General features: G+C 66.8%; 13 protein-coding genes and 7 pseudogenes. 11 read left to right on the top strand and 9 right to left on the bottom strand.

The genetic code is table 11. The annotated features are described in order from the left end of the window. Positions 1–127: pseudogene (locus ACF061_RS38370) on the bottom strand (IS5/IS1182 family transposase); the annotation flags it as partial. A 252-nt stretch (positions 128–379) separates the two neighbouring features. Then, positions 380–995, bottom strand: a pseudogene (locus ACF061_RS38365) (IS5 family transposase); the annotation flags it as partial. Here ACF061_RS38365 and ACF061_RS38360 point away from each other — a divergent pair. Then, positions 941–1192, top strand: coding sequence for a hypothetical protein (locus ACF061_RS38360; protein WP_392271644.1), 252 nt, complete (start codon positions 941–943; stop codon positions 1190–1192). The pseudogene ACF061_RS38365 and the gene ACF061_RS38360 overlap by 55 nt on opposite strands. 108 nt (positions 1193–1300) lie before the next feature. Next, the gene (locus ACF061_RS38355) at positions 1301–1918 is read left to right on the top strand and encodes a LysE family translocator (protein ID WP_392271643.1); all 618 of its coding nucleotides are present in this window, start codon (positions 1301–1303) and stop codon (positions 1916–1918) included. 43 nt (positions 1919–1961) lie between these two features. Here the strand turns inward: ACF061_RS38355 and ACF061_RS38350 are convergent, their stop codons facing one another. Then, positions 1962–2528 (bottom strand): transposase, encoded by a 567-nt coding sequence (locus tag ACF061_RS38350; protein WP_392271648.1) that lies wholly within the window; start codon positions 2526–2528, stop codon positions 1962–1964. Then, positions 2444–2955 (bottom strand): annotated as a pseudogene (locus ACF061_RS38345) (winged helix-turn-helix domain-containing protein). The gene ACF061_RS38350 and the pseudogene ACF061_RS38345 overlap by 85 nt, the downstream one beginning before the upstream one ends. A 707-nt stretch (positions 2956–3662) precedes the next feature. On the opposite strand from ACF061_RS38345, the pseudogene ACF061_RS38340 reads away from it, so the two are divergent. The 3 genes and pseudogenes from ACF061_RS38340 (at position 3663) to ACF061_RS38330 (ending at position 5076) form a co-directional block, all read left to right on the top strand. Then, a pseudogene (locus ACF061_RS38340) lies at positions 3663–4241 on the top strand (restriction endonuclease). A 167-nt stretch (positions 4242–4408) separates the two neighbouring features. Then, the gene (locus ACF061_RS38335; RefSeq protein WP_392271642.1) at positions 4409–4618 is read left to right on the top strand and encodes a hypothetical protein; all 210 of its coding nucleotides are present in this window, start codon (positions 4409–4411) and stop codon (positions 4616–4618) included. 95 nt (positions 4619–4713) lie between these two features. Beyond that, positions 4714–5076 (top strand): DUF6927 domain-containing protein, encoded by a 363-nt coding sequence (locus ACF061_RS38330; protein ID WP_392271641.1) that lies wholly within the window; start codon positions 4714–4716, stop codon positions 5074–5076. Between the two features lie 15 nt (positions 5077–5091). Here the strand turns inward: ACF061_RS38330 and ACF061_RS38325 are convergent. Next, positions 5092–5439, bottom strand: a pseudogene (locus ACF061_RS38325) (transposase); the annotation flags it as partial. A 487-nt stretch (positions 5440–5926) separates the two neighbouring features. Between ACF061_RS38325 and ACF061_RS38320 the strand changes: the two are divergent. Then, entirely contained in the window at positions 5927–9277 is a 3351-nt protein-coding gene (locus tag ACF061_RS38320) for an RHS repeat-associated core domain-containing protein (protein WP_392271647.1), read from the top strand. Positions 9278–9785: 508 nt separating this feature from the next. Here the strand turns inward: ACF061_RS38320 and ACF061_RS38315 are convergent. Then, complete coding sequence (locus ACF061_RS38315) at positions 9786–9911, bottom strand: hypothetical protein (RefSeq protein WP_392271640.1); 126 nt, start codon at positions 9909–9911, stop codon at positions 9786–9788. A 17-nt stretch (positions 9912–9928) separates the two neighbouring features. Between ACF061_RS38315 and ACF061_RS38310 the strand changes: the two are divergent. Then, positions 9929–10170: pseudogene (locus ACF061_RS38310) on the top strand (hypothetical protein); the annotation flags it as partial. A gap of 180 nt (positions 10171–10350) precedes the next feature. On the opposite strand, the gene ACF061_RS38305 reads toward ACF061_RS38310, so the two are convergent. Further along, positions 10351–11561, bottom strand: a protein-coding gene (locus ACF061_RS38305) for an IS3 family transposase (RefSeq protein ID WP_392271646.1) whose coding sequence is annotated in 2 segments (ribosomal slippage) — positions 10351–11270 and positions 11270–11561 — 1212 coding nt in all. Because the reading frame shifts where the segments join, the coding sequence is not laid out codon by codon here. Between the two features lie 267 nt (positions 11562–11828). Here ACF061_RS38305 and ACF061_RS38300 point away from each other — a divergent pair. The 4 genes and pseudogenes from ACF061_RS38300 to ACF061_RS38285 all read left to right on the top strand — a co-directional run bounded on the left by ACF061_RS38300 (position 11829) and on the right by ACF061_RS38285 (position 14894). Then, on the top strand, positions 11829–12113 hold the full coding sequence (locus tag ACF061_RS38300) for a hypothetical protein (protein ID WP_392271639.1): 285 nt from the start codon (positions 11829–11831) through the stop codon (positions 12111–12113). A gap of 151 nt (positions 12114–12264) precedes the next feature. Beyond that, on the top strand, positions 12265–13695 hold the full coding sequence (locus tag ACF061_RS38295) for a replication initiator (protein WP_392271638.1): 1431 nt from the start codon (positions 12265–12267) through the stop codon (positions 13693–13695). Next, on the top strand, positions 13695–13919 hold the full coding sequence (locus ACF061_RS38290) for a helix-turn-helix domain-containing protein (RefSeq protein WP_298555313.1): 225 nt from the start codon (positions 13695–13697) through the stop codon (positions 13917–13919). Before ACF061_RS38295 ends, ACF061_RS38290 begins: the two co-directional genes overlap by 1 nt. Continuing rightward, positions 13919–14894, top strand: a pseudogene (locus tag ACF061_RS38285) (tyrosine-type recombinase/integrase). Before ACF061_RS38290 ends, ACF061_RS38285 begins: the two are co-directional and overlap by 1 nt. Positions 14895–14981: 87 nt before the next feature. On the opposite strand, the gene ACF061_RS38280 reads toward ACF061_RS38285, so the two are convergent. Then, positions 14982–15470 carry a hypothetical protein gene (locus ACF061_RS38280; protein ID WP_392271637.1) on the bottom strand — a complete coding sequence of 163 codons (489 nt, stop codon included), beginning with the start codon at positions 15468–15470 and terminating at the stop codon, positions 14982–14984. Further along, positions 15439–22464 carry a polymorphic toxin-type HINT domain-containing protein gene (locus tag ACF061_RS38275; RefSeq protein WP_392271636.1) on the bottom strand — a complete coding sequence of 2342 codons (7026 nt, stop codon included), beginning with the start codon at positions 22462–22464 and terminating at the stop codon, positions 15439–15441. The genes ACF061_RS38280 and ACF061_RS38275 overlap by 32 nt, the downstream gene beginning before the upstream one ends. Positions 22465–22829: the final 365 nt, after the last annotated feature.

Raw genomic sequence — 22829 nt, 5'->3', positions numbered from 1 at the left:
GCTCGGGCGGACGGCCGAAGTCCAGGGCCCTGCCGCGACGTTCGAAGCGCCAGGCTGACAGCACCGGTTCGATCAACTCCCAGCGGGCATCGGACAGATCACTCGGATACGGGCGTCGCGTCGGCATGCTTCCGGCGTACCGCTCCGGACCGAGTGCGCCCAGGCGCACAGCAACGACAACGGAAGCACGCAGGCCGACCGCGAAGACCGGGCTTTCTGGGATGAGACAGGAACAAGTCTTATCTCGCCTCACCTGCCACCCCGCCAGACCCACAGACACCGAAGCGCACCTGACACCTCACGATCACCACGACCTCATGCTCCGGTAATCGGTTCATTCCAGTGCAGTACAGATAAAAACGACCTCTTACTGCTCGTTTCAAAATGAGGTCCGCAGGCGGCGGAGACATATGAGGCTGCAGGCCAGCTCGAGCAGGCCCTGGTGGAGATCGGCGCGTCGCTCGTAGCGGATGCGGAGCCGTTTGAACTGATGCAGCCAGGCGAAGGTGCGCTCGACCACCCAACGCACCTTGCCCAGCCCTGAGCCGTGGGCGACGCCGCGTCGGGCGATCACCGGCTTGACGCCGCGCTTCCACAGCAGGCGGCGGTACTTGTCGAAGTCGTAGCCCCGGTCGGCGTACAGACGCCGGGGCTTGCGGCGGGGGCGTCCTCGCAGGCCCCGGATCGGTGGGACCGCGTCCAGCAGAGGCAGGAGCTGGGTGACGTCGTGCCGGTTGCCGCCGGTGAGCGTGACGGCGAGCGGAATTCCGTGGCGGTCAACGATCACATGGTGTTTCGAGCCGGGACGGGCGCGGTCGACAGGCGAGGGCCCGGTGTGATCCCCCTTTGAGAGCCCGGACGTGAGACCCGTCCACGGCGCAGTCGTCCAGGTCCAGCAGGCCGGCGCGGCGCAGTTCGGTCAGCAGGGCGGCGTGCAGGCGTGGCCAGACGCAACCTGACCACGCGTCAGACCACGCTTGCCACAGGTGAGTCCCTGGCTTCGAAGGTCCCAGAAGGACGGGTGGTCGTCGGCGGGAGCGGACTGAAAACACGGCCGGATCTCGACCGCCTTGGCGCAGCGGGAATCCGGAGCTTCCTGATCGGTGAAAGCCTGATGCGACAGAGTGACGTGGCAACGGCGACTCGCGAGCTTCTCACCCCAACAACGGGTACTGTTCCGCACGTTCATTAGATCGGGCTGCCGCACGGGGCGCCGCCCCGGGCAACGTCCAGACCCTGGTACGACGGGCGGTGACCCTTGGCTACGGCCAGCCCCGGCACTGACCAAGGAGTGGTACCCGTGAGCATCCAGTTCCTGATCACCTCATTCATCATCGTCGTGTCACCGGGGACAGGCGCCCTGTACACGATCGCAACCGGGCTCTCCCGGGGCTTCCGCCAGAGTGTGGTGGCCGCCTTCGGTTGCACCCTCGGGATCGTCCCGCACCTGGCGGCAGCGATCGCAGGTCTCGCAGCCATCCTGCACACGAGCGCGGTCGTCTTCGCGACCTTCAAATACGCCGGTGTCGCCTACCTGCTGTACATGGCCTGGAACACCCTGCGTGAACAGGGAACCCTGAAGGTCGAGGACCGCCACGAAAACACCAGCACGTCAGCTGCCCGCATCACAGGAACCGCGATCCTGATCAACTTCCTCAACCCGAAGCTCTCCATCTTCTTCCTCGCCTTCCTGCCGCAATTCGTGCCGGCGGACTCGAAGAACTCTCTCCCGCAGATGCTGGAACTCAGCGCCGTCTTCATGGCCATGACGTTCGTCGTCTTCGCCATCTACGGAGGCTTCGCGGCAGCTGTCCGGGACCACGTCATCTCCCGGCCGAAGGTCCTCGCCTGGATGCGCCGGACGTTCGCTGCTGCCTTCGTGGGCATCGGGATCCAACTGGCGTTGACCACCAACTGACTCCATCACTCAGCGATGAAGGCTACATACTGACTTCGGCTGGTCAAGGTGACGTTGTATCGCTGAGGGTCAGGCCGGTGCCTGCTATGAAGCCGTCGAGGGTGTCGGGCCGGTACTGAAGGCGCTTGAGCCGGTTGCGTACGAGGACCTCAAGCCGGTCGAGGGCGACCACGGCGAGGTTGGCCAGGCTGCGCTTGACGTGTGCCCATACCCACTCGACCGGGTTGAGAACGGGCGAGTACGCGGGCAGCAGGAACACCGTCAGCCACTCGCGCTCTGCGATCAGCTCACGCATGACGCGGGATATGTGAGTGTTCAGCCGGTCCCACACCAGCACGATGGGCGCCTTGACGAGCTGGTGGACGCCGTCGATCCACGCGATGAAGTCGCGCTCGCCCATGCTGCGGCGCTGGCCTGGGCCCGCTCGGTGAGTGCGCAGACGGTGGCACAGCCGGGTGCGGGATCCGGGCCGCATCGCGATCAGCCCGGCCACCGACAGGCGCCCCGAGCGGCGGCCACTCACCGTTACGACCGGGGTGCGGCCGCGCCGGCCCCAGGTACGTCCTTTGGGCGGTCGGCGGGTGAACCCGGCTTCGTCCTCGAAGCAGATGTAGCCTCCGCTGGCCGCCCGGGTCCTTTTACCTCGGCCCAGGTCGCCTCCTTCCATGCAGTGACGGCCTGCTCGTCGCGTTCGGCGAGCCGCCGCGCGGGGACCTGCGGGCTGAAGCCGAGCCGGAGACGCTGTAAGAGACGTGGAACTTCCTGCCGATCAGCGTGGCCACCCTCGCCGCGGTCCACACCTGGTCCTCGACCCAGCCGTGCGCGGCCGGGCCCTGCTCGAGGTACGCGGCCAGTTTCTCCAGGCAGCGCGGGGAAAGACGGCACCGGGATCCACTCGGGCCGCGGGAGGCCAGCGCCTGCGCGCCGCCGTTCCGCCACAACTGATGCCATAGGTAGGCCGACTTCGCACTCACCCTCAGGCGCCGTGCCACCTCCAGCGGCTTGATCTTCTGCTCGAACAGCTCGGCCGCCTGCATCCGCACCGACTCCCGACGCTGCCGTCCCGCAGGAGTCAGCCCGCCTCCATCCGCATATCTCACACACCACGGAATACAGGCACCGCTCCAGGCCCATCAGAGACTTCGAGCAGATTCACCCCGACGAGCCCAAGTCAGTAATGGAGGTGCAAGGGTGGCAAGAACCAGCAGTGGAATCTGACCCGCCGGGCGTGACGGCCTCCCGTCGGAAACCGCCGGGGGCCGGCCGGTACACCGGGCCGGGTGACGTGGCGCGGTTCGTGCTCGGTGCTTACGTTGCTCCCTTTCTCTGTCTGGGGGCGGTTGGCAACCCAGTCCGGACCGCGTACGGGTGCCGGCACCCGCGGCTCGGTGACCGGGGCGCGCATGATGCGCAAGCTGGTACGCGGCGCGGTGACGGCGTGGGCCAGGGCGACGACGGCCTGCTGCCCGGCGCCGCCCTGCACCCACGCCCCGGGGAAACGGACCTGATCGGCCGCCCAGTCGCCGCCACGGACGCAGCCAAGAGGCAGCCGGCACGTTCCAGGCCCACCGTGACCTACCCGATCGACTTCTCTAAGCTGGGCGGTGACCGGTGACCCGCAGGCCCCCCTGCACAACGGCCAAGCCGACGCCCCAGCAGACGACGCAGACGACGCAGACGACAGCAGGACGCACAACTCACCGCCGCGGGCGTGGCAGGCATCGCGGCCGCCGGACTGATCTGGATGGCCGTCAACTGGTCGCTCGCGCACTGGTGGGTCCTCCTCTTCACCGCCGGACTCGCCACACTGGCCGGCGCAGCCCGGTGGCAGCGGAGATTCCACCGCGCGCGGTAGGAGCAGGTACAAGCCCGCGCGCTGCGCTACGGACTGACACAGCTCGACGCCCTCACCCACCGCCAGTTCGAGCACGCGATCCGCGACCTCATGCGACGCGACGGCTGCACGGACGCCATACAAGTCGGCGGACAAGGCGACCTCGGAGCAGACGTCAAAGCCACCGACCCCCACGGGCGGCGCTGGGTGATCCAGTGCAAACACCGCAGCGACGGCGACCGAGGCGCAGCCGTAGGCACACCAGAGCTGCAAGTCCTCAACGGCACAGGACGGCCCGTCCACAACCAAGACGTCATCATCATGGTCACCAACGACAGAATCACCCAACCCGGCCAGGCCTTCGCCCAGCAGCAGCGCCTCCACCTCGTCGACCGGCGACTCCTGGCCGAATGGGCCACAGGAACACGCCCACTCTGGGAACTCCTGCGCGCGGTGCCACCACCACGACGACCGACACCCAGGTCATGAACCACCCCGATGACCGACCACCCAAGGCCGTGGCATCTGCCCAGGACACGCTCCGAGCTCCCCGGAGACAAGGCCGGCTCCCAGGAGAGGACGGTCTGCCTTCCACTGCTCACCCTGGATCTGCGTACTCAGGGCGGAGGCGGGGCCGCCGCCCGTACGATGATCACGTGACCGCCCGCCGCACCCTAGGCACCGGCCCCGAGGCCCCCGCCCACAGCATCCGCGCCGCCCAGGCCGACCTCCTCGACGCCCTCCCCGACATCCACCTCCCCGACCTCGACGCGCTGCGCGCCCGCGGAGTACTCGGACCCCAGCCCGCGGCACCCCGAAGCGCGCGCCGCACCCTCGGAGCTGGCGTCCGCGCGGACGCGACCTAGCCGGCAGGGAGGGTAGGCGTGCCGGGTCTGGACGGTGTGGTAGCGGTTACGGCGGCAAGTTTCGCAGCGCCAGCAGCTCGGGGTGGCGAACATTGGTGCGCCAGCGAACCGACCCCGACTTCAACTTCGGCTACAAGGACCTGGACGAAAACTGCGGGCCCGGTGACCACAAGGCACCCAAGTCGGTGCTGAACGCGCTGACCCCGACCACGAACGAGTACGCGCTCGCCTGGCGTACGCAGTGCCGTGCCCACCACGCGCAACGCGACTTTCTGCGCAGCAGCTTGAAGCCGGGCTACCGGTCCGCCTCACCCACACACTGGACTTCGCCAACGGCGCCCGCAGCGACACCTTCACCTACACCCGCCGCGACCGGGCCCCCGGCTTCCTGGTCCTCGGCCGAAGCCGTTGCCGCATTCCGAACTGGCGTGACAGCGTCGCTGCCCTCATCACCTTAGACCGCCGGGAGATCTGAAGGTGCCGGCCACATCCCTCGGCACCTTCACCTCGACCGGGCCGACGTCGGTCAGCACTGTCTTGGTGAGGGTGCCATTGCGGCTGTTGCGGCTGTTGCCGCTGTTCCGGCCCGCCGCGTCGTGCTTGCCATAGCCGACATGGTCGGTGATCTCGCCCTCCAAGGCGGACTCCAGCACCCGCTTCGTCAGCTGCTGCAGCAGCCCGCCCTCCCCGGTCAGCTGCAGCCCGTCATTGCGGGCGCGGTCGACCAGCATCGCGATCAACTGCTCGTCCGACACCGCCTCCGCGGCCGACTCGACGACCGGCTCTTCCACGCTCCCGTGCTCGGTGATGGCCTCGCTCATCAGGCATCTCCTTGATCATCGGATCCGCCGTTGATTAGACACTCCCGGGTGAGTCGAGCGCGCCGAACGGGCTGCCCGTGTCGACCTTTCACTGGGCCTGGTGCTGTTCAGATAGCGGCGTCCCGGCGCGTGCTGGCGGGTGCCTTCTGGCCGGGTGGCTCGCGGATAATTATCGGTTTTCGGCCGTTCGTATCGCGCCTTGAGTAGGCCTGTCACTCCGTAAGCAGGCTCGGTGGCGCGATGATGTTGCGGTTCGTCCGCATTGGTCGCCTTGAAGGGGAGGGGCGGATTCCGGCCCGTATGTGAAGGGATTCGGCGGGAATGGCGCGGATCTTGGTGCGAATCCTGTGACAACGTGTGCGGGCCCGGTGACCGCTGGGGTTGCTGGGGTCTGTCTTCCTCGTGGGGGAAAGCCATGCACTCGCGTGCCTTCGGCACGTCTCTTCGGCGTGCCCGGAAAAGATCAGGATCGGCGGCGACGGTGGCGGTGGTGACGGTGGCTGCGCTGGCCGCGGCCGTCCTGCCGGCCGCGGAAGCGACCGCCGCCGGCAAGCCAGTATCGGTGTGGGGCAAGAACAGTCCCCGCTTCTCGATGCCGGCGGTGAAGGTGGGTGCGAACCGGCCGGTGAAGTCGCAGCCGTCGAAGACTCCGACGGACGAGGTGTACGTGCCGTGGCTGCGCGAGCAGCGGGCGCGCGCCGAGAACGCCGGATCCGGCAAGACGGCGAAGACCGGGATCGCGGCGAGCGCCTCGGTGCTCAGCCTGGTGCCGGAGGGGCAGGGCAATGTGCCCTGGCACCGCTACACCAGCTTCGCCATCACGGACGCACTGACCGCGAAGATCGACTACTCGACCGGCAACCTGATGCTGATGGCGACGGACTTCGACATCGCCGGCGTCGGCCAGCGCCTGCAACTGGCCCGGACGTACAACTCGCTGGACGCCCCCTGGGGCCGCGTCTCGCAGCGCTGGTGGCAGCAGTACGAGCGCTACCTGTCCATCTCCGCCAGCGAGGTCATCTTCTACGACGCCTCCGGCGCCACGGTCCACTTCAAGAAGAACAGCGACGGCTCCTTCACCACCCCGAAGGGATACTCCGAGGACCTGAAGAAGAACTCCGACGGCACCTACACCCTCACGAAGTGGAAGTCGGGTACGAAGGAGACCTACGACGCCAACGGCTGCCTGACCAAAGTCACCGACCGCAACCACGGCACCATCACCGTCACCCAGCACAGCGACGGCGGCTTCAAGCTCACCGAGACCCGTTCGGATCGCTTCATCGACCTGACCAAGCCCTACCCGTCGCAGTGGCAGGCCAAGGACAACACCGGCCGCACCGCCGTCTACAACCTCGACGCGGACGGCAACCTGGCCACCACCACCGACACCGAGGGCAAGACGGTCACCTTCGGCTACGACACCTCCGGCCGCATCAACAAGATCACCACCGCCGAGGGCCGCGTCACCGCCTTCACCTACGACGACGTCAACCGGATCACCTCGATGCTGCGTGCCACGGGCTTCAACGCCTCCGGCAGCACGGGCCCGACCTGGACGTACGCCTATACCAGTGACTCGGCCACCGCGGCGGGCAAGACCACCGCCACCGACCCCGAACTGCACGCGACGCAATACGAGCACGACAGCGACGGCCAGGTCACCGACGTGACCGACCACCTCCAGCGCAAGCGGTCCACGAAGTTCGACGCCAACCACAACATTGACACCGCCACCGACGCGATGGGTACGGGCACCACCCCGGGCAACGTCACCGACTATGGGTTCAACGACCGTAACAATCTGCAGACCGTCGCCCTGCCGACCGGCGCCAAGACGGTCAACAGCTGGCAGACCATCGCGGGCGGTGACGTACCGAAGGACTCCACCAACGCCGACGGCGAGAAGACCGCCTTCACCTACGACACGGCCGGCAACACCAAGACGGTCGCCCAGACCGGCGCCGGCGGCGGCAGCGTCTCCTACGACTACAACCCCGCCACCCCCACCTGTGGCGGCTTCGAAGGCCAGCGCTGCGCGGCCAAGACGAAGATGACGTCCAGCAAGACGGTGCAGATCGACTTCCACTACGACGCCCAGGGCAACTTGGAGTGGGCTGAGGCCCCGGCGCCGCTCGGGAAGACGACGTACACCTACGACGACCTCGGCCGCACCACGAGCGTCACCGACGCCCGCGGCGTGAAGGTCACCTACACCTACGACAACCTGAACCGCATCCGCACCGTCACCTCGCCGAACACGGTAAAGGTCGAGTACTGGTACGACGGCGACGGCAACCCCGTCCAGCGCTCCGACGGCACCGGCACCACGAAATACGAGTTCGACCCGCTGCAGCGAGAGACGGTCCGCCACCTCCAGGACGGCTCGCAGACCCTGCTCGCCTACACGGCGGCCGGCAACGTCGACTACTACCAGGACCCGGCCGGCAGAACCGACTACACCTGGAACGAGGTCAACAAGCTCGCCGAGCTGAAGGACCCCCAGGGCCGGGTGACGACGTACAAGTACAACAACAACGACGTTCGCACCACGACCACCTACCCCGGCGGCACGGTGCAGAAGGTCGACGTCGACAACTCCGGCCGGCCGAAGAAGATCAAGGCGACCTCCGCCCAGGGCACGCTGGTCGACCTGGACTACACATACGGCTACGGCACGAACAACGCCACCGACGGCAGCAAGATCCGCACCATGACCGACAACGTCACCGGCCGCAAGCGCACCTACACCTACGACGGCGCGGGCCGCTTCTCCTACGCCGGCGAGGTCAAGGACGGCAGCACCGTCGACTCCTGGCAGTACTGCTACGACCTCTCCGGCAACCTCACCTCCCAGGGCACCGACCAGGGCTGCCCCCGCGCCACCACCTACACCTACAACGACGCCCAGCAGCTCACCAGCAAGTCCAGCTCCGCCGGGCCCTGGTCCTACGACGCGATCGGCAACGAGAGTGCCGGCTCCTCCACCGACGACTACCTGCGCACCGGCGAGACCTGGACCGACCACTCCCAGATGTCGTCCATCACCGTCAACAACAAGACGTACGCAGGCCAGTACGGCTCCACCGACCAGAGCGAACGCATCCGGCTCGGCGACACCTACTTCCACAACGGCCCACTCGGCCTGTCGGCGAAGTCGACGGGCGGGGTGGACATGGGCTTCAACCGCGAGCCCGGGGGCACCTTGAACTCCATGACGACCGGGGGCAAGAGCTACTACTACCTAACCGACGCGATCGGCTCGGTGATCGGGCTGGTCGACGTGGACGGCAACAAGGTCGATACCTACACCTACAGCCCCCGCGGCGTCCGCCTGCTCGCTCAGTCCAGCGAGCCGGTCGCCCAGCCCTACCGCTTCGCCGGCAACTACCAGGACCCCACCGGCCTCTACCACCTGCAGAACCGCTACTACGACCCCAACATCGGCCGCTTCACCCAGCCCGACCCCTCCGGCCAGGAACAAAACCCCTACCTCTACGCCGAAGGCGACCCCGTCAACCGCATCGACCCCAACGGACTCGCATCGACCGGCTTCTCCGGTGAGGCGTGCTACTACCTCTGCATCGGCGGTGGCCTGTCATTCAACGACGACGGATCGATCCACCCCAGCTTGTCCGTGGGAGCGGGAACCCCGGGAGTCAACGGAGGGGTCGAAGCGAGCGCGGGTGATGCCAACAGCGGTGCGACCGGCGAACTGGAGTGCTCCGCTGGTTACTACCGGGCATCAGCGAGCAGCGAGGGGGACACCGCGGCAGGGGCCGGTACGGAATACGCCAGCGACCCTATGTGCTCCGCCAAGGTCAAGTACACCTGGTGAAATTTCTCGCCAAGGAGTCAGAATGCAAACAGTGGCCATGGAACATCTCGCTGCCCCAGGTGGCGGACCTGATCTCCCCGCTTGGGGCCAAGTGCTCTTCGTGATCGTGTTCGCGATCGTTGCGATATTCGTCGTGACCAGCCTCATCAGAGCGAAGAAGAAACGTTAGCCTCGATCTCTCGTGACGGTCCGTCGGTTCTTTCGGCGGGCCGTTTCGGTTGTTCGGGTTGGTGATGGGCATGCTGATGGCCTGGCTGTCGCGTCGGGTGGACGCCGGGTTCCACGGATCCGGCAGGGTGGTGCTGCTCGCAGGAACGGGAACGTGCTGGTCAGCCGGGGTTCGGGAGGGCTTCGAGCCGTGCCAGGGCGTCTGTGAGCACGTCGGTCCAGGGCCAGTGGAGTGCGAGCCTCGCGCACCGAGTGGTACAGCGAACTCACCAAGGATCTGAGCCGACCCCCGGGCGGCCCCGTCGCCGAACGACCGGGCCGCCCTCGGCTGGTCTTCCTGCTACCAGTGCATGCCGAGTGCGGTCCAGGCCGCGCGTTGCTCGTCGCTCAGGGCGACGGCGTGCCGGCGGGTGTTGCCGTCCGCGGCGCCCAGCTTTATCTCGGTCCCGTCCGGCAGCACCTCCACGTGCTTGCGTGGTACCGCTCGCCGACCCCCGGCTGCCCGCGGTGACCGCCCCCGCCCTCCTCGTTATCGGGGGCGCGGACGACCGGGTGCTCGGTCTAAACCGCGGCGCTCAGGCACGACTCCGCTGCGAGAACCGGCTGGAGGTGGTCCCCGTGCCACCCACCTCTTCGAGGAACCCGGTGCGCTGGAGAGGGTGCGAGCTGGCCCGCGACTGATTCTGGCCGCGAAGCCGTCCCCGGCGTCACCGGCAACCCCCTGATCGGCAACTACTACGGCATCGACTACTACGACGAAAACACCAGCAACGACTGGGATGTCAACTGGTCCAAAGCCGATTGTGGCTACGGAATAACCCAGGTCACTGAGGTTCCCCCGGGATGCGGGCATGGGTGACAGGGGGTCAGATGGGGTGGGCCTTGACCCCGGAGTTTGAACACGTCTATGCGGCTCGGGCCAGGGTAGTTGATGTTGGGTGGACGGTGATCTCGTAGGTGATCGGGGCTCGCTGGCCGAGCCGGGAGTGACGGCGTCGGGTGTTGTAGCGGGACAGCCACTGGAAGGCGTCGAGTCGTGCCTCGCGCTCGCTTGACCCGCCCTTTCGGCCCTTCAACGTCTCCCTTTTGAAGCTGGCGTTGAACGATTCGGCGGCGGCGTTGTCCGCGCTGGACCCGACGGCGCTCATACTCTGCAGGACACCGGCCCGGCGGCAGGCGTCCGCGAAGGCCCTGCTGGTGTACTGGGCTCCGTGATCGGTGTGCATGATCGCCCCGTTCAGACTGCCGCGGGTCCGTTCCGCGGCGGCGAGGGCGTCGATGACGAGCTCGGTGCGCATGTGGTCGGCGATCGCCCAGCCTGCCAGGCGGCGCGAGCACAGGTCGATCACTGTCGCGAGATAGCAGAATCGTCCGCCGCCGACGCTCAAGTAGGTGATGTCACCGACGTACTTGGTGTTGATCTCCTTCGCGGTGAAGTCGCGGCCGATCAGGTCCGGGGCCTTCGCAGTGGCCGGGTCGGCGATGGTGGTGCGGTGCCGGCGCCGCAGACGGACCCCTTCGAGGCCGATGGTCCGCATGATCCTGGCAACGCGCTTGTGGTTGACCGCCTGGCCGTCCTCGTCGCGGAGCTCGGCAGTGATCCTCGGGACTCCATAGGTGCCGTCGGACTCCTTGTGGGCCTTGCGTATCCGGGCCGCGAGCCGGTCGTCGGCGGCCTGGCGGGCCATGCGAGCCGGGGCGGTGCGACGCCAGTAAGAGAAACTCGAGCGGGCGATCCCGAGAATGTCGCAGAGCCGCTTCACGCCGTATCGGCGCTGGTGATCCTCAACGAACTGGCAGCGGTTCACCAGCGCGTCTCCGTCGCGAAATACCGGGCCGCCTTGCGGAGGATGTCGCGTTCTTCCTCCAGCTCGCGGATCCTCTTGCGCGCGGCGGCCAGCTCCGCCTGAACCGGGTCACCGGCAGGCTGCGGTGCCGTTGCGGGGGCGAGGTGGGCACCGGCGCGGCGTCCGTCGGCGGCCCGGATCCAGTTCCGCAGCGTCTCGGTGTTCACTCCGAGATCGGCGGCGACCGACTTGATCGTCGCTCCCGGACGCGACCGGTACAACGCGACCGCGTCCGCCTTGAACTCGGCGGGGTAATGCTTCATCCCCACAGGGACTCCGTTCTCCTGGACCAACAAGATCCAAGTCTCTCCGGTGTCCAAACTCCAGGGTCAGGGCCCGTGCGGACTGCTCACCCTCGCCCTGAACACCGCCGAACCCCTGCTGACCGGACGCTACAGCCGCGCCTGCCTGGACACCGTCGCCCCGCTCCTCTCGTCGGCTGGGGCCACGTCGGCCCCGCCTTCCTCGCCCAGTTCCACACACCCATCGTCCCCGCCCCGCACCCGGAGGAAATTGCCGCTCCTCTCTCCGAGCCGGTGCCCGACGAGGCATCCGCACCCGAATCAGCACCCACGGTCCCCGTCCCGGTCACCGCGGCCTCGCCGGTCGAAGAGCCGAAGCCCATCCCAGCTCCGACCGTCATCTCCAAGACAGCCCACTCCGCCTCCGGCCCGGCGCTGCCGGCGGCCCTGCTGAACGCGGCCCGGCGCATCGCGGACACCCACCGTGCCGAGCACGAAGCGCCGATCACAGCGACCCAGTTGGGGATTCGCATGGGCGTCGCCCTGCCGGTGGCCACCGCCGCACTCGCTCAGCTCTGAGCCCCGGCCCTCATCGGCCGCATCCCCCTCGCTCAACCCCACGCCCACCCGCTGGGCCTGGTTCGTCATGCCCCGAGCAGCACCAACATGCCTTGCCGACTGGCCGGTTGCTGCTCGGGGCTACCCACCCGACAGAAAGGACACGCCCCAAATGATCACCCTGGACCTGCGCCACGTGGCAAGCCCCGCCGTGCGGGACCTGCTTCACCTGGTCAACCACCCCGACTTCGACCGCGCACAGCAGCAGATCGAACGCCTCGGCGGCTGCACCGAACCCGTCCGCCTCACGGGCCACACCACCACCGTCGACACCACTACCGGTGAAGTCCTGCATCGCTACTCCACCGACACCGAGCCCACCGGCAATCTGCTCACCACCTGCGGCAACCGCCGCGCCTCCCGCTGCCCGGCCTGCTCCCGCCTCTACGCCACCGACACCTACCACCTCATCCGCGCCGGCCTGACCGGCGGCAAGACCGTCCCCGACACCGTCCGCACCCACCCCCGCGTCTTCGCCACCCTCACCGCACCCTCCTTCGGCCCCGTCCACAACCGCCCCGACACCCGGCCCTGCCTCTGCGGCACCCGCCACGACCCCACGGACCCGCTGCTCGGTACGCCGCTCAACCCGGCAACGTACGACTACGTCGGCGCGGTCCTGTTCAACGCCCACGCCGGAGTCTTGTGGGCCCGCTTCACCACCTACCTGCGCCGGGAGATCGCCACCCGGCTCGGTATGACGCAGAAGGCTGCACGCGCGGCGTTGCGGGTGTCCTTCGCGAAGGTCGCCGAGTACCAGAAGCGCGGCCTGGTCCACTTCCACGCCGTGATCCGACTCGACGGCCCCGACGGCAGCACACAGCCCCCGCCCCCGTACGCCACGGTCGCCGTGCTCACCGACGCCATCAGGGCCGCCGCACCACGCGCCCGCATCTCAGTCACCTCGGACGCGATCGGGGAACGCGAACTCACCTGGGGCCAGCAATTCGACGTACGCGAGATCGCCGCCTTCGGCACCGACAGCGAACTGACCGACCAGGCCGTCGCCGCCTACGTGGCGAAGTACGCCACCAAGTCCGCCGACGCCTCCGGCGCCCTCGACCGCTCCCTGTTCTGCCGCCCCTGCCAGGGCCGCGGCGCCACCGTGCTGCCCCACGGGACTCCACTCCCGTGCACCGCATGCGACGGAACCGGACAGGCCCGGCCGCTGCCCCAGCTCGCCGTCGCCCGGCACGTGCGACAGATGATCCGTACCTGCTGGGAGCTGGGCAGGCTGCCTGAGTTCGACCACCTGAAGCTCTGGAAGTGGGCGCACATGCTCGGCTTCCGGGGCCACTTCTCCACCAAGTCCCGCCGCTACTCCGTCACGCTCGGCGCGCTGCGCGATGCCCGCCTCGCCTGGCGCACCGAACAGGCCCGCGCCCACACCGGCCTGCCCGAGCCGGACCCGACGACCACGCTCGTCGTCGGTCGGTGGGACTACCTGGGCGCGGACTACAGCCCCGGCGCCGCACTCCTCGCCGCCGGCGTGTGGCACCGCAAGGAACTGGAACGACGGTTCATCGCGGAAGGCGGCAGTTGATGACCTCGCCACCGCCGACCGTCCTCGGCACGGAAGCGGTCCCGGTGCTGGATCTGCTGACGGTGCCCCAGGTGATGGCCCGCCTCCAGCTCGGCCGCTCCGCGGTCTACGACCTGCTGCGCTCCGGTCAGCTCGCCTCGATCACTCTCGGCCGCGCCCGCCGCATCCCCACCCACGCGCTCACCGACTTCATCCACGCCCGACTCGAACAGGAAGCCGCCTGATGACCACGCCCCGCGACACCCCCGCCTCCCGCCGTGTCCGCGCCAACGGCGATGGGACTGTCTACCAGCGCAATGACAGCCGCTGGGAAGCCGCTGGATACGTCCTCGCTCCCGGCAACACCCGCAAGTGCGTCCGCGTCTACGGCACCACCAGGAGGGAGGCCCTGGCGAAGCTCACGGAGAAGATCGCCGCCAGCAACCGTGGTGTCCCCGTCCCGTCTGCGCAGGGCAGCGTGGCTGCGTATCTGACGTACTGGCTCGACTCTGTCGCCGTCCACCAGCTCCGCGAGAACACGCACACCCGCTACACCGCCGTCGCCCGGCTCTACCTCATCCCCGGCCTCGGTCGGAAGAAGCTCGCGAAGCTCACCGCCAAGGACGTCCGCACCTGGCTCAACCAGCTCCGCACCACCTGCCAGTGCTGCACCCGCGGCCTCGACGCGGCCCGTGAACATGCGACGCACCCTCCAGCGCACCAACTCCGGCGGCCTGACCCCCCTCCCGACCAAAACCAAGAGCTCCGAACGACGCATCGCCCTGCCGACGCCGTGCCTGCGCTCCCTCGAACAGCACCGCGACCGACAGCGCAAGGAACGCGAGGCGGCGGGGACGGACTGGAAGGACAGCGGTTACGTCTTCACCCGCCCCGACGGCGCCCCGATCGAGGGATCCACCCTCACCCGGCACTTCACCACCCTGCTCCGTCAGGCCAGACTCCGCCGCATCCGGTTCCACGACCTCCGACACTCGGCGGCCACCCTCCTCCTGGAGCAAGGAGTGGAGCTCATCGTGATCAAGGAGCTGTTGGGGCACGCCCACATCGGCGTCACCGCCACCGTCTACGCCCACGTCCGACTCCGCCTCCAACGCGACGCCATCGACCTCCTCGGCCACGCCCTCCGCAACCCCGCCGAGATCACCGGCAAGCCCGACGACGGCGACGAACCACCGCTCTGCGCGACCCTCGTCCGCTGACGTTGCCGTCAACTACTGCCGTCACGGCACGCTGAAGCCCCGCCAGGCACTGCCTGGCGGGGCTTCAGATTTGCGTGTGTACCTGAGCTACTGGCCCCCGATGGACTCGCGGAACCGCCGCACCTCAGAGATGGTCGTCGACCACTCAGAAATATGGTTCCCGTCCTCGTCAACCAAACTTCGAGCCTCCACATATCGCCAAGGCTCTTGCGGATTGAACTCTTCTTCGAGGCCATCCAGGAAGATGATCGAATTTTGCACGTGGATAGATTCCCCTTCCCGGTAAATGGGCCAGCAGAAGATGAAGTTAGCGGTCTCCGGGTCCGTGATCGAAGAGATGAGGCACGAGGTCGAATTGTCGCTCACCTCAAGCTCCCTCAGGGCTCTCTCCCAACTTCGAGAGTAGTCAGCCACCGTCCAGAAGCTCAGGTCCATCGGGAATGATTCTGAGAAATCCCCGACCGTGACCCTACCGGCGGCCTCGGAAGGCGACGAGACGCCACCCTCCGAGACGGGATCACCGATCACTTCGATCGCGAATCGGTTATTCCTTGAGATAGTTGAGATCTGGGTCATAAGTACCGATCCGTTGGCCCTTGCGGTTGAACATCTTCCAGCCGTCCGACACATTATGCCCGTCAACATCTGGCGTGATGTAGTTCTTCCCGTTCGAGAAGACCACCTGTCCGTGCGAATTGAACGGAGCCTTCTGCGTAGGGATTCTCGTCCTGTACCCAAGGGCCCCCGCCCTGTCCCCTACGGTTCCGGCGTACAACTCCCGGTTCTGCGCACTTCGCGCGGCTACCGAGTCCGGATGATACGGATCACCCTTGAGCGCCGGGGAAGACGTGTACCCCTCAGGAAGATCACAGTTGCTGTTGTGAACGAGAACCGGCGTCTGACCAGCGAGTACATAGTACGTGTGGAGCTGCTCGACCGTGAAGTTGTACATGTCGGCCGCGCCCGGCCGCACACGGACGGTCATAAGACGGACGTGCCGGTCTCGAGCGGTGTTGAGCAGATGGCCGGCTGTGAGCTTTCCGGCTGGCACCCAAGTGTGCGCGGTGTCATCCCAGAATGGATGTTTGGAGGTGGTGTGGAGAGTGGCGTTCTTTCCGTCTTGGCCGCGGACGGTCAGGCCGATCAGGTCGCGGTCGTGATTGACGAAGGTTGCCGTAACGGACCGGGCGCCGACATGCTTGCCGGTTTCTGGGTCGCCGGCTTCTACTTTGTCGCCTGGCTTGACCTTGCTGATGGGCTTTGTCTTGCCGTGCTCCAGCAGAACGGGCGTCGCGGCAGCGAAGCTGCATGCACCACCGCCCATGAAGAACGAGAAGATACCCAACGAGCCGCCCAGCATCCCTGTACCGACAGCGAACTGGAGCTCGCCGTTCCGCACGTCACACAGGTGGTCACCTGGTGCGCAGTTCAGATCGGGAAGCTCTACGGTTTCGGGTTCAGCTGCGCCGCCGCAGTTTCCTGCCGCTGCGTATACGCAGACGCCGTTGACGTAGGGAGCACCTCCCTTGGTCTCGACGGAGCTCGTCATGGTGAGGTCGCGGTCGGACTGCATTGCGACCGTGGTTACGGTCTTGCTGTGGTGAGAGTTGCTTCCTCCGCTGCTCTGGGACGGCCTTCTTGGGACGTAGGTGAGGCCGCCGCCATTGCGCTGGCGTGCGTTGTCACGCTCTTGGACAGTCTTGGTTCCGCCGTGGCCGCCCGAGTCGACCCATCCACCTTCGTTTCCCTCGGCTATCCACAGTCCCGTGGGGTCACTGTTTCGGAGGGGGTTGTCGGCGGCGTAGGCGTAGCCGCCGAGTTCCTGGGGGCTGGTGGGTTCGAGAGCGGGGTCGACGCTGATGAAGCGGCCGAGGGTGGGGTCGTACTTGCGTGCTCCCACATCGGTGTACCCGGTGGTGGTGTCTTGCGGTTTGCCGAGGAAGGAGTGGGTGGGATCTGGCCATGTGGTGGTGTTGGCGCTGCTTCGTGGCTGGCCGTAGGGGGTGTACTGCTGGCGGGCGACCTGCTGGGTGGTGGTGTCCATGGAGATGGTCGCGGTGCCGTGCGGGTCGCTGAAGAGGTATTTCACTCCTCCGCCCGTGAGGCTGGAGCGGACGGCCACGGGGGTGCCTGCGCCGCCGTAGGTGTAGGTACGGACACCGCCGAGGAGGACGTTGGGGGTGACGCTTGTGTCGACGACGATTTGCGTGTCGCCGGCGAAGAGGGTGGTTCTGCCGGGGTCGCGGCGGATGAGCTGGTTGCCGTCGGCGTCGTAGAGGTACTTGGTGCTTGCGGGGCTGGCGCCGGCGGTGTCGACCTGGGCCAGGTGGCCCTCATCGTCCCAGGTGAGCGTTTGGCTCGGGCCGGTCGCCGGGGTGCGGCTGTGCAGGTTGCCGTCTTCATCGTAGGTGAAGCTGGTGGGGTTGGCGCCGCCACTGGTGGCGGTCAGCGTGTGAGGCTGAGCTCCAGTGGTGTTGCAGTTGGCGGTGCAGCCGTTGGTGTAGGTGGTGATGGAAGTGGCGCCGGTGGTGCCGATGGCGTGGTCGATGCTCTGGTGGCGGTTGCCGATGGCGTCGTAGCTGAAGGTCTGCCAGTAGGAGCCAGCTGTCGTGGTGAGGCTGCTGGACGTGGGCGGGTTGGCGGCGCAGTTGTCGTTGGCAGTCCAGGCGTCGGCGAGCCGGTCCAGGCTGTCATAGCTGTAGCACTGCTGGTCGGTGATGGTGTTGCCGGTCTCGGACTGCCGGTCGGTGGTGGAGATCGGGTTGCCGGAGTCGTCGTACCTGTATGTGGTGTCGTCTACGGTCGGTCCGGGTGCCTGAGTGCGTGCGATCGTGCGTTCTTGCAGCCGGAGGGTTTGGTCGTCGTAGTTGTAGGTGATGGTGGCGGGGTTGGTGGAGGCGCCGAGCGTGACCCGGGACGGTTGCGCGTAGTTCGTGTAGGTGGTTGCGGCGACGTAGATGTTGGCGCTGCTGCTGGTCTTCGTCGGGGCGCCCAGCGTGTCGTGGCCGTAGGTAATGGTCTCGCTTGACAGTCCTTGGGTGCGGGGGTCGGTCTGTGTGGCGAGCAGTTGGTCGTTGATGGTGTAGGTGTACGTCGTGGTGTAGGTCGACGGCAGTGGTGCCTCGGAGTTGGGCAGGGTGATCTTGGTGCCGGTGGGGTTGCCGAGGACGGTGTAGCCGGTGGTGGCGACGGTGTAGCCGCCGGTGGTTCCTTGGACGTAGCGGGTCGATGAGGTCGGCAGGCCGATGCGCAGGGTGTCGTAGGTCCAGGAGGCGAATTGGAAGTTGGATTTCGCCTTGTCGGTGCCGGTGAGTTTGCGGCCCAGGAGGTCGTAGGTGTAGTCGAGTTCGACCTGCTTGGCGTCGGTGGTGGAGGTCAGGTTGCCGGCGTCGTCGTATCCGTATGTGCTCTTGCCTGCGTCTGGGTCGTTCTGGGACGTCTTACGTCCGAGCAGGTCGTAGTCGAACGTCCATGCGGCCTTGTCGGGGCCGGTGACCTGGTGCTGCTGGCCCGCGGGGGTGTAGGCGTAGGTGGTGCGTGAGGTGGTGCCGCCGGTGGTGGTGAAGCCGGTCGCTGCCGTGCCGGACAGGACGGGGGCGGCCGTGTACTGGTCGAGTTCGGTGGTCTGTCCTCGGGCGTCGGCAATTGTGGTCGTTGGCACGCTGCCCTTGGGGGGCAGCACGGTGGTCTTGTCTCCGGTGTAGGCGGTTGTGGTGGTCCAGGTCTTGGAGCCGTTGTGCTCCTCAGTGACCAGGTCGGCGCGGCCCATTCCGTCGTGGTCGGTGACGGTGGTGTCGGGGATGGTGACCTGGGAGACCTGGAACGGAACGCTGCTGAGACCGCTTGCGAGCGCGTAGCCGTTGTTGGTGACTACCGTCCATCCGTGTGAGTCGTATTGGGTGTCGCTGACGGTCGTGGTCGAGTTTTCCGACATCGCCTGTGTCTGCAGGGGGCGGAGCATGGCGTCGTACAGCGTCTGGCTGGCCTTGTAGCTGCCGTCGTCCAGGAGTGTTTTCGTGGTGACGATCGACGGTGCTGTCTGCGTCAGGCTGTAGGTGTAGGTCATGTTCGCCGGTGCGCCGTTGGCTTTTATCTCGTTGGGCAGCCACACGTTGGTCAGGCGGCCGAGCGCGTCGTAGGTGAGTGAGGTGAGCAGTCCGGCGGCGCTTGTCTTGGCGGTGGCCTGGGCGCGGGCCGGGTCCAGGGTGCTGCTGGTGACCTGGCAGTCCTTGGAGCTCGTTGTGCTTGTGGTGCAGGTGGCTCCAGGGGTGACCTGTGTCGCGGTGATCAGGCTGGTCGGCAGCGCTCCGGCGGCTGGGGTGTACGCGGTGGCGACGGTCTGGGCGAGGCTGGTGCCGTTGGGGGCGGTGGAATGCGGTGTTCGGGTGGTGAGGACGGCGCGGCCGTAGCTGTCGTACGTGTTCGCTGCTGCGTCGATGAACGCTGTGGCTGCGGCGCCGTTGGCTGTGGATGCCTTCTGGACCAGCGTGGCGTCCCCGATCTTCGGCAGCGTCGGGTTTTGCCGGCCGTCGCCGTCGTAGCCGAAGGCGGTGTTGTCGTAGGAGGTACGAACGTCGGAGATCAGGGTGCCGCTGGGAGCCGCTGCGGCGGTGGAGCAGTCCTGGTCGGTGGTGACGACTTCAGCGGGCAGGACCAGCGTTTCGACACCGCCGGTGAGGTAGCGGGTGTAGGTGCACTTGGTGGTGTTGCTGCCGTCGGCCGTCTCTCCGCGGTCGTCGACCTGGATAGGCATGCCGGTGGTCGGCTTGCCCAGAGCGGTGTTGTAGAAGGTGTCGGTCTCGGTCTTCCGCCAGCCGTAAGAGACTGCCTGTCGGCTGAGGCTCTTGGCCGTACGCACCATTTGGGCTGTGAGTGCCGGCAGTCCGCTGCGTGACCGGGAGGCGGTGGGACCGATGATCGTGGGGACGGTGACGTCCGCCTTGTTCAGGTCGCCGGTGGCGCTGGTGTAGGTGTCGGTCTCGAAGACCTGCCCTGCCAGTGCGTCGTCGTCCGCCACGCTGACGGTGCCGTCCTGGCTGGTCAGTGACGGCACTGAGCGGGTTTTGCCGCCGGGCAGGGTGTCGCCGTTCATGCCCAGGAAGTAATGGGTCTTCGTGAGGGTCTTCTGGTCGTGGACGATGACTCCGTCGGTCTTGTGGAAGACCGTCGGGTCGCCGGTGGTGACTTCCACCTCGGGGTAGCCCCGGAACTGGCCCCAGGTTCGGTTCTTGGCCTTGACGACTTCGTTGTCGTCGTAGTGCCAGCCGGGGTTGCCCTTGTATGCGTAGTCCGTCTCCAGCTCCGGCTCGGTGCCGTCCTGGTAGGAGTTGCTCGGGTCAAGAGTGACGACCGAGGTGACCTTGTACTTGTAGAACCAGTCCATCCACGGCGCCGGCTGGCCATAAGGCGTCCAGTACACCGGGAAGCAGGACAAAGTGTTGGTCGACGCGAAACTGCGCGCGGCGGCGTCGGTCGGGTCGTCGGGGTCGCTCGCCGGGGCGCTGGAGCAATCGGGACGATCGTAGGTGACGGTGGTCTGGGCGCCGCTCTCGCTGGTGACCGTCTGGATGCGGTCGTGGTACATCAGCGGCATCTGCGGAATGGTCCCCACCCGGTTGGGCAGCTGCACTGGCGGATCGAAGCTCACCGCCGGTGTCGAGGTGCTGGCCGACGCGCCGCCCAGGGTGTCCAGGCCCGTGTGCTTGATGGAGTCCAGCCACAGCGTGGGGGCATGGTCTCCCCCGTCGGGGAAGGACTGGGTGAAGTCGTACTTGTCGACCTGCTTCGTTGCGCCGGCGACCTGGATCTGGGTGGTGATCGATTTCAGGAGGATGCGTGACCAAAAGCTCGGACTATGGTTGGTGCAGCTCCCCTGAGATGTGCAGTTGAGGTCGATGGGCACATCGGGCCAGTAGGCCGCGTTCGCCGCCGTGAACTGGGTGTCCTCGCAGGTGTTGCCGGTGGGAGTACCGCGGATACAGCGTTCGTCGGTGTCGAAGAGGATCTGCTCGGGCGCGGTGCTGGAGTAGATGGTCGAGGCGGTCATGCCGTAGTCGATGCGCGAGAGGGCCCCGCCACGGGTGTAGGCCACCGCGGTGTCCTTCTTGGCCGCCCCGTAGTAGCCGACCTCCGGCTTGTAGTACCAGGCGGTGGCGTTGCCGTGGGTGTCTACCGCGTAGTCCAGGTTGAACCGGTATCCCAGGGTGCAGGCGGTCGCGGCGAAGTCCGTGCTGTCCGGGCAGGCGGCCACACCGCTGTGTGCGTGGTAGACCGGCTCGGTCCAGACGGATTTCGTTTCCTCTTTGCCACTGGTCCAGCCTGGGAGCTGGTTGAGTCCGAAGTAGTACTGGACGCCGCCCTCGGTGACCTTGAAGTACTCGCCGTTCTTTGCGTCGTTCTTCCCGCCGGTCAGGTCCTCGATCTTGGTGGTGGACTGATCACTGGCGGGGCGGAAGGTCTTGGTGGTGTCGTCGTAGACGATGTCGGTGGAGGTGCCATTCAGTGACAGGGTGAGGATCTGTCCCGCCCAGCACTGGTCTCCGTCGTCCTTCGGAGCGCCGGACGAGGAGTCGTCGCTGCAAGACTTGTAGGTGCGTTCGATGTAGTTCTCGGTCGACGTCCAGCCATCACCCAGCCACGACGACTGGTTGTTCGTTCCCTCGGTACGCGCGTCCTGGCTGCTGGAGTCGTAGGACAGACTTACCTGGGGCGCCGCCCCGCCGATCGCCTGTGGCACCGTGATCGGGTAGTTGTAGGTGAACGAGCCGGTGTTTCCGGAGACGGACCATGAGCCGCCCGGTGACAGGCTCGTCGCCGAGTAGTCGCCGGACGAGCCGGCCGCTCCTGAGGTCGCGGCCATGACGACCATCGGGCCGGCCGCCTTGGCAGCCGCTGCTGTGCGTGAAGGAGCGGCAGCGCCCGACACGCCAGTGGACGTGGCTGGCACGGCAACCTGGGCCGACAGCGCCGCGCCGGGGGTTGTGCGCACACGAGTCTGCGTCTGACATTTCGCCAGGTTCGGGTTTGTCATGGCGCAAGCGGGCAGTTGCACCAGGTGCAGGCGTGAGGCGAAGTCACCGCCGAAGGCGTAGCGGAACGACGAGTCGTCGACCCGCAGGGCGACGTTCCCACTGCCAGGACCTATGCGCTGGAGGGCGAACAAGACGCCATGGACGCCCGCTGCCTGCGCGGCCTTTTGATCGAGCATCGTCACGCGTACCTGTTGGGGCTGGGTGACGGCGGCCGAATGGGGCCTCACTGCCGCTCCAGCACCCAACAGAACGGGCAGGTTTCCAGCTCTGACCTGGGGCGCTCTGACGCCCTTGGCAAGGGAGGCGGCAGCCGTGGGCAAGCTCACCACAGCGCTGCCCGGTGCAGGAAGCTGTGCGTGCCCGGTGGGATCGAAGTGCTTGAAAGGTTCAGGCGGGGAATGCCGCCTGGGAACGGCGTGAGTGAAGGGGATCGGCTTGTCGTGTGGAGCGGTCAGCGCTGACGCATGCGCTTTGGCGCCGGTGCCTGCGGTGGCCAGGCCGGCGGGCAGCAGGCCCGCCACCAAGGCGGTGATTGTCACGACTGCCGTGCGACGACTGCTGTGAGCTGCCCAGGCTGCTCTTTTACGCCGACGCACCGATATCCACGCCACGTTGTGCGCTCCCCTCCCAGGCCCCGGAGCGCCCAAAAGCTACAACAGTAAACGAATTTGAGTACCCGTCAGAGTGGAGGCGTCATTGATCAACCCCGCAACCGATCACGCTAGGTGCTGAAGTCGACACAACTTGCAAAGCATCTTCACAGGGAAAGTAAAAGAATCGTCTGCCACAGGACACAAGACGGACCGCACCCGTCAAAAGTGGACAGTTGTAGGGCAGTTGTGGCCTGGCTCTCGATGGACCTTGCACATACCTGGCGTTCAGAATGCACAGCGGCGCGGGGCCC

Origin of the sequence: Streptomyces sp. NPDC015220, assembly GCF_043079345.1 — a bacterium.
GTDB lineage: Bacteria > Actinomycetota > Actinomycetes > Streptomycetales > Streptomycetaceae > Streptomyces.
The sequence above is the reverse complement of the archived record's forward strand: the minus strand, read 5'-3'. Positions and strand labels throughout refer to the sequence as shown.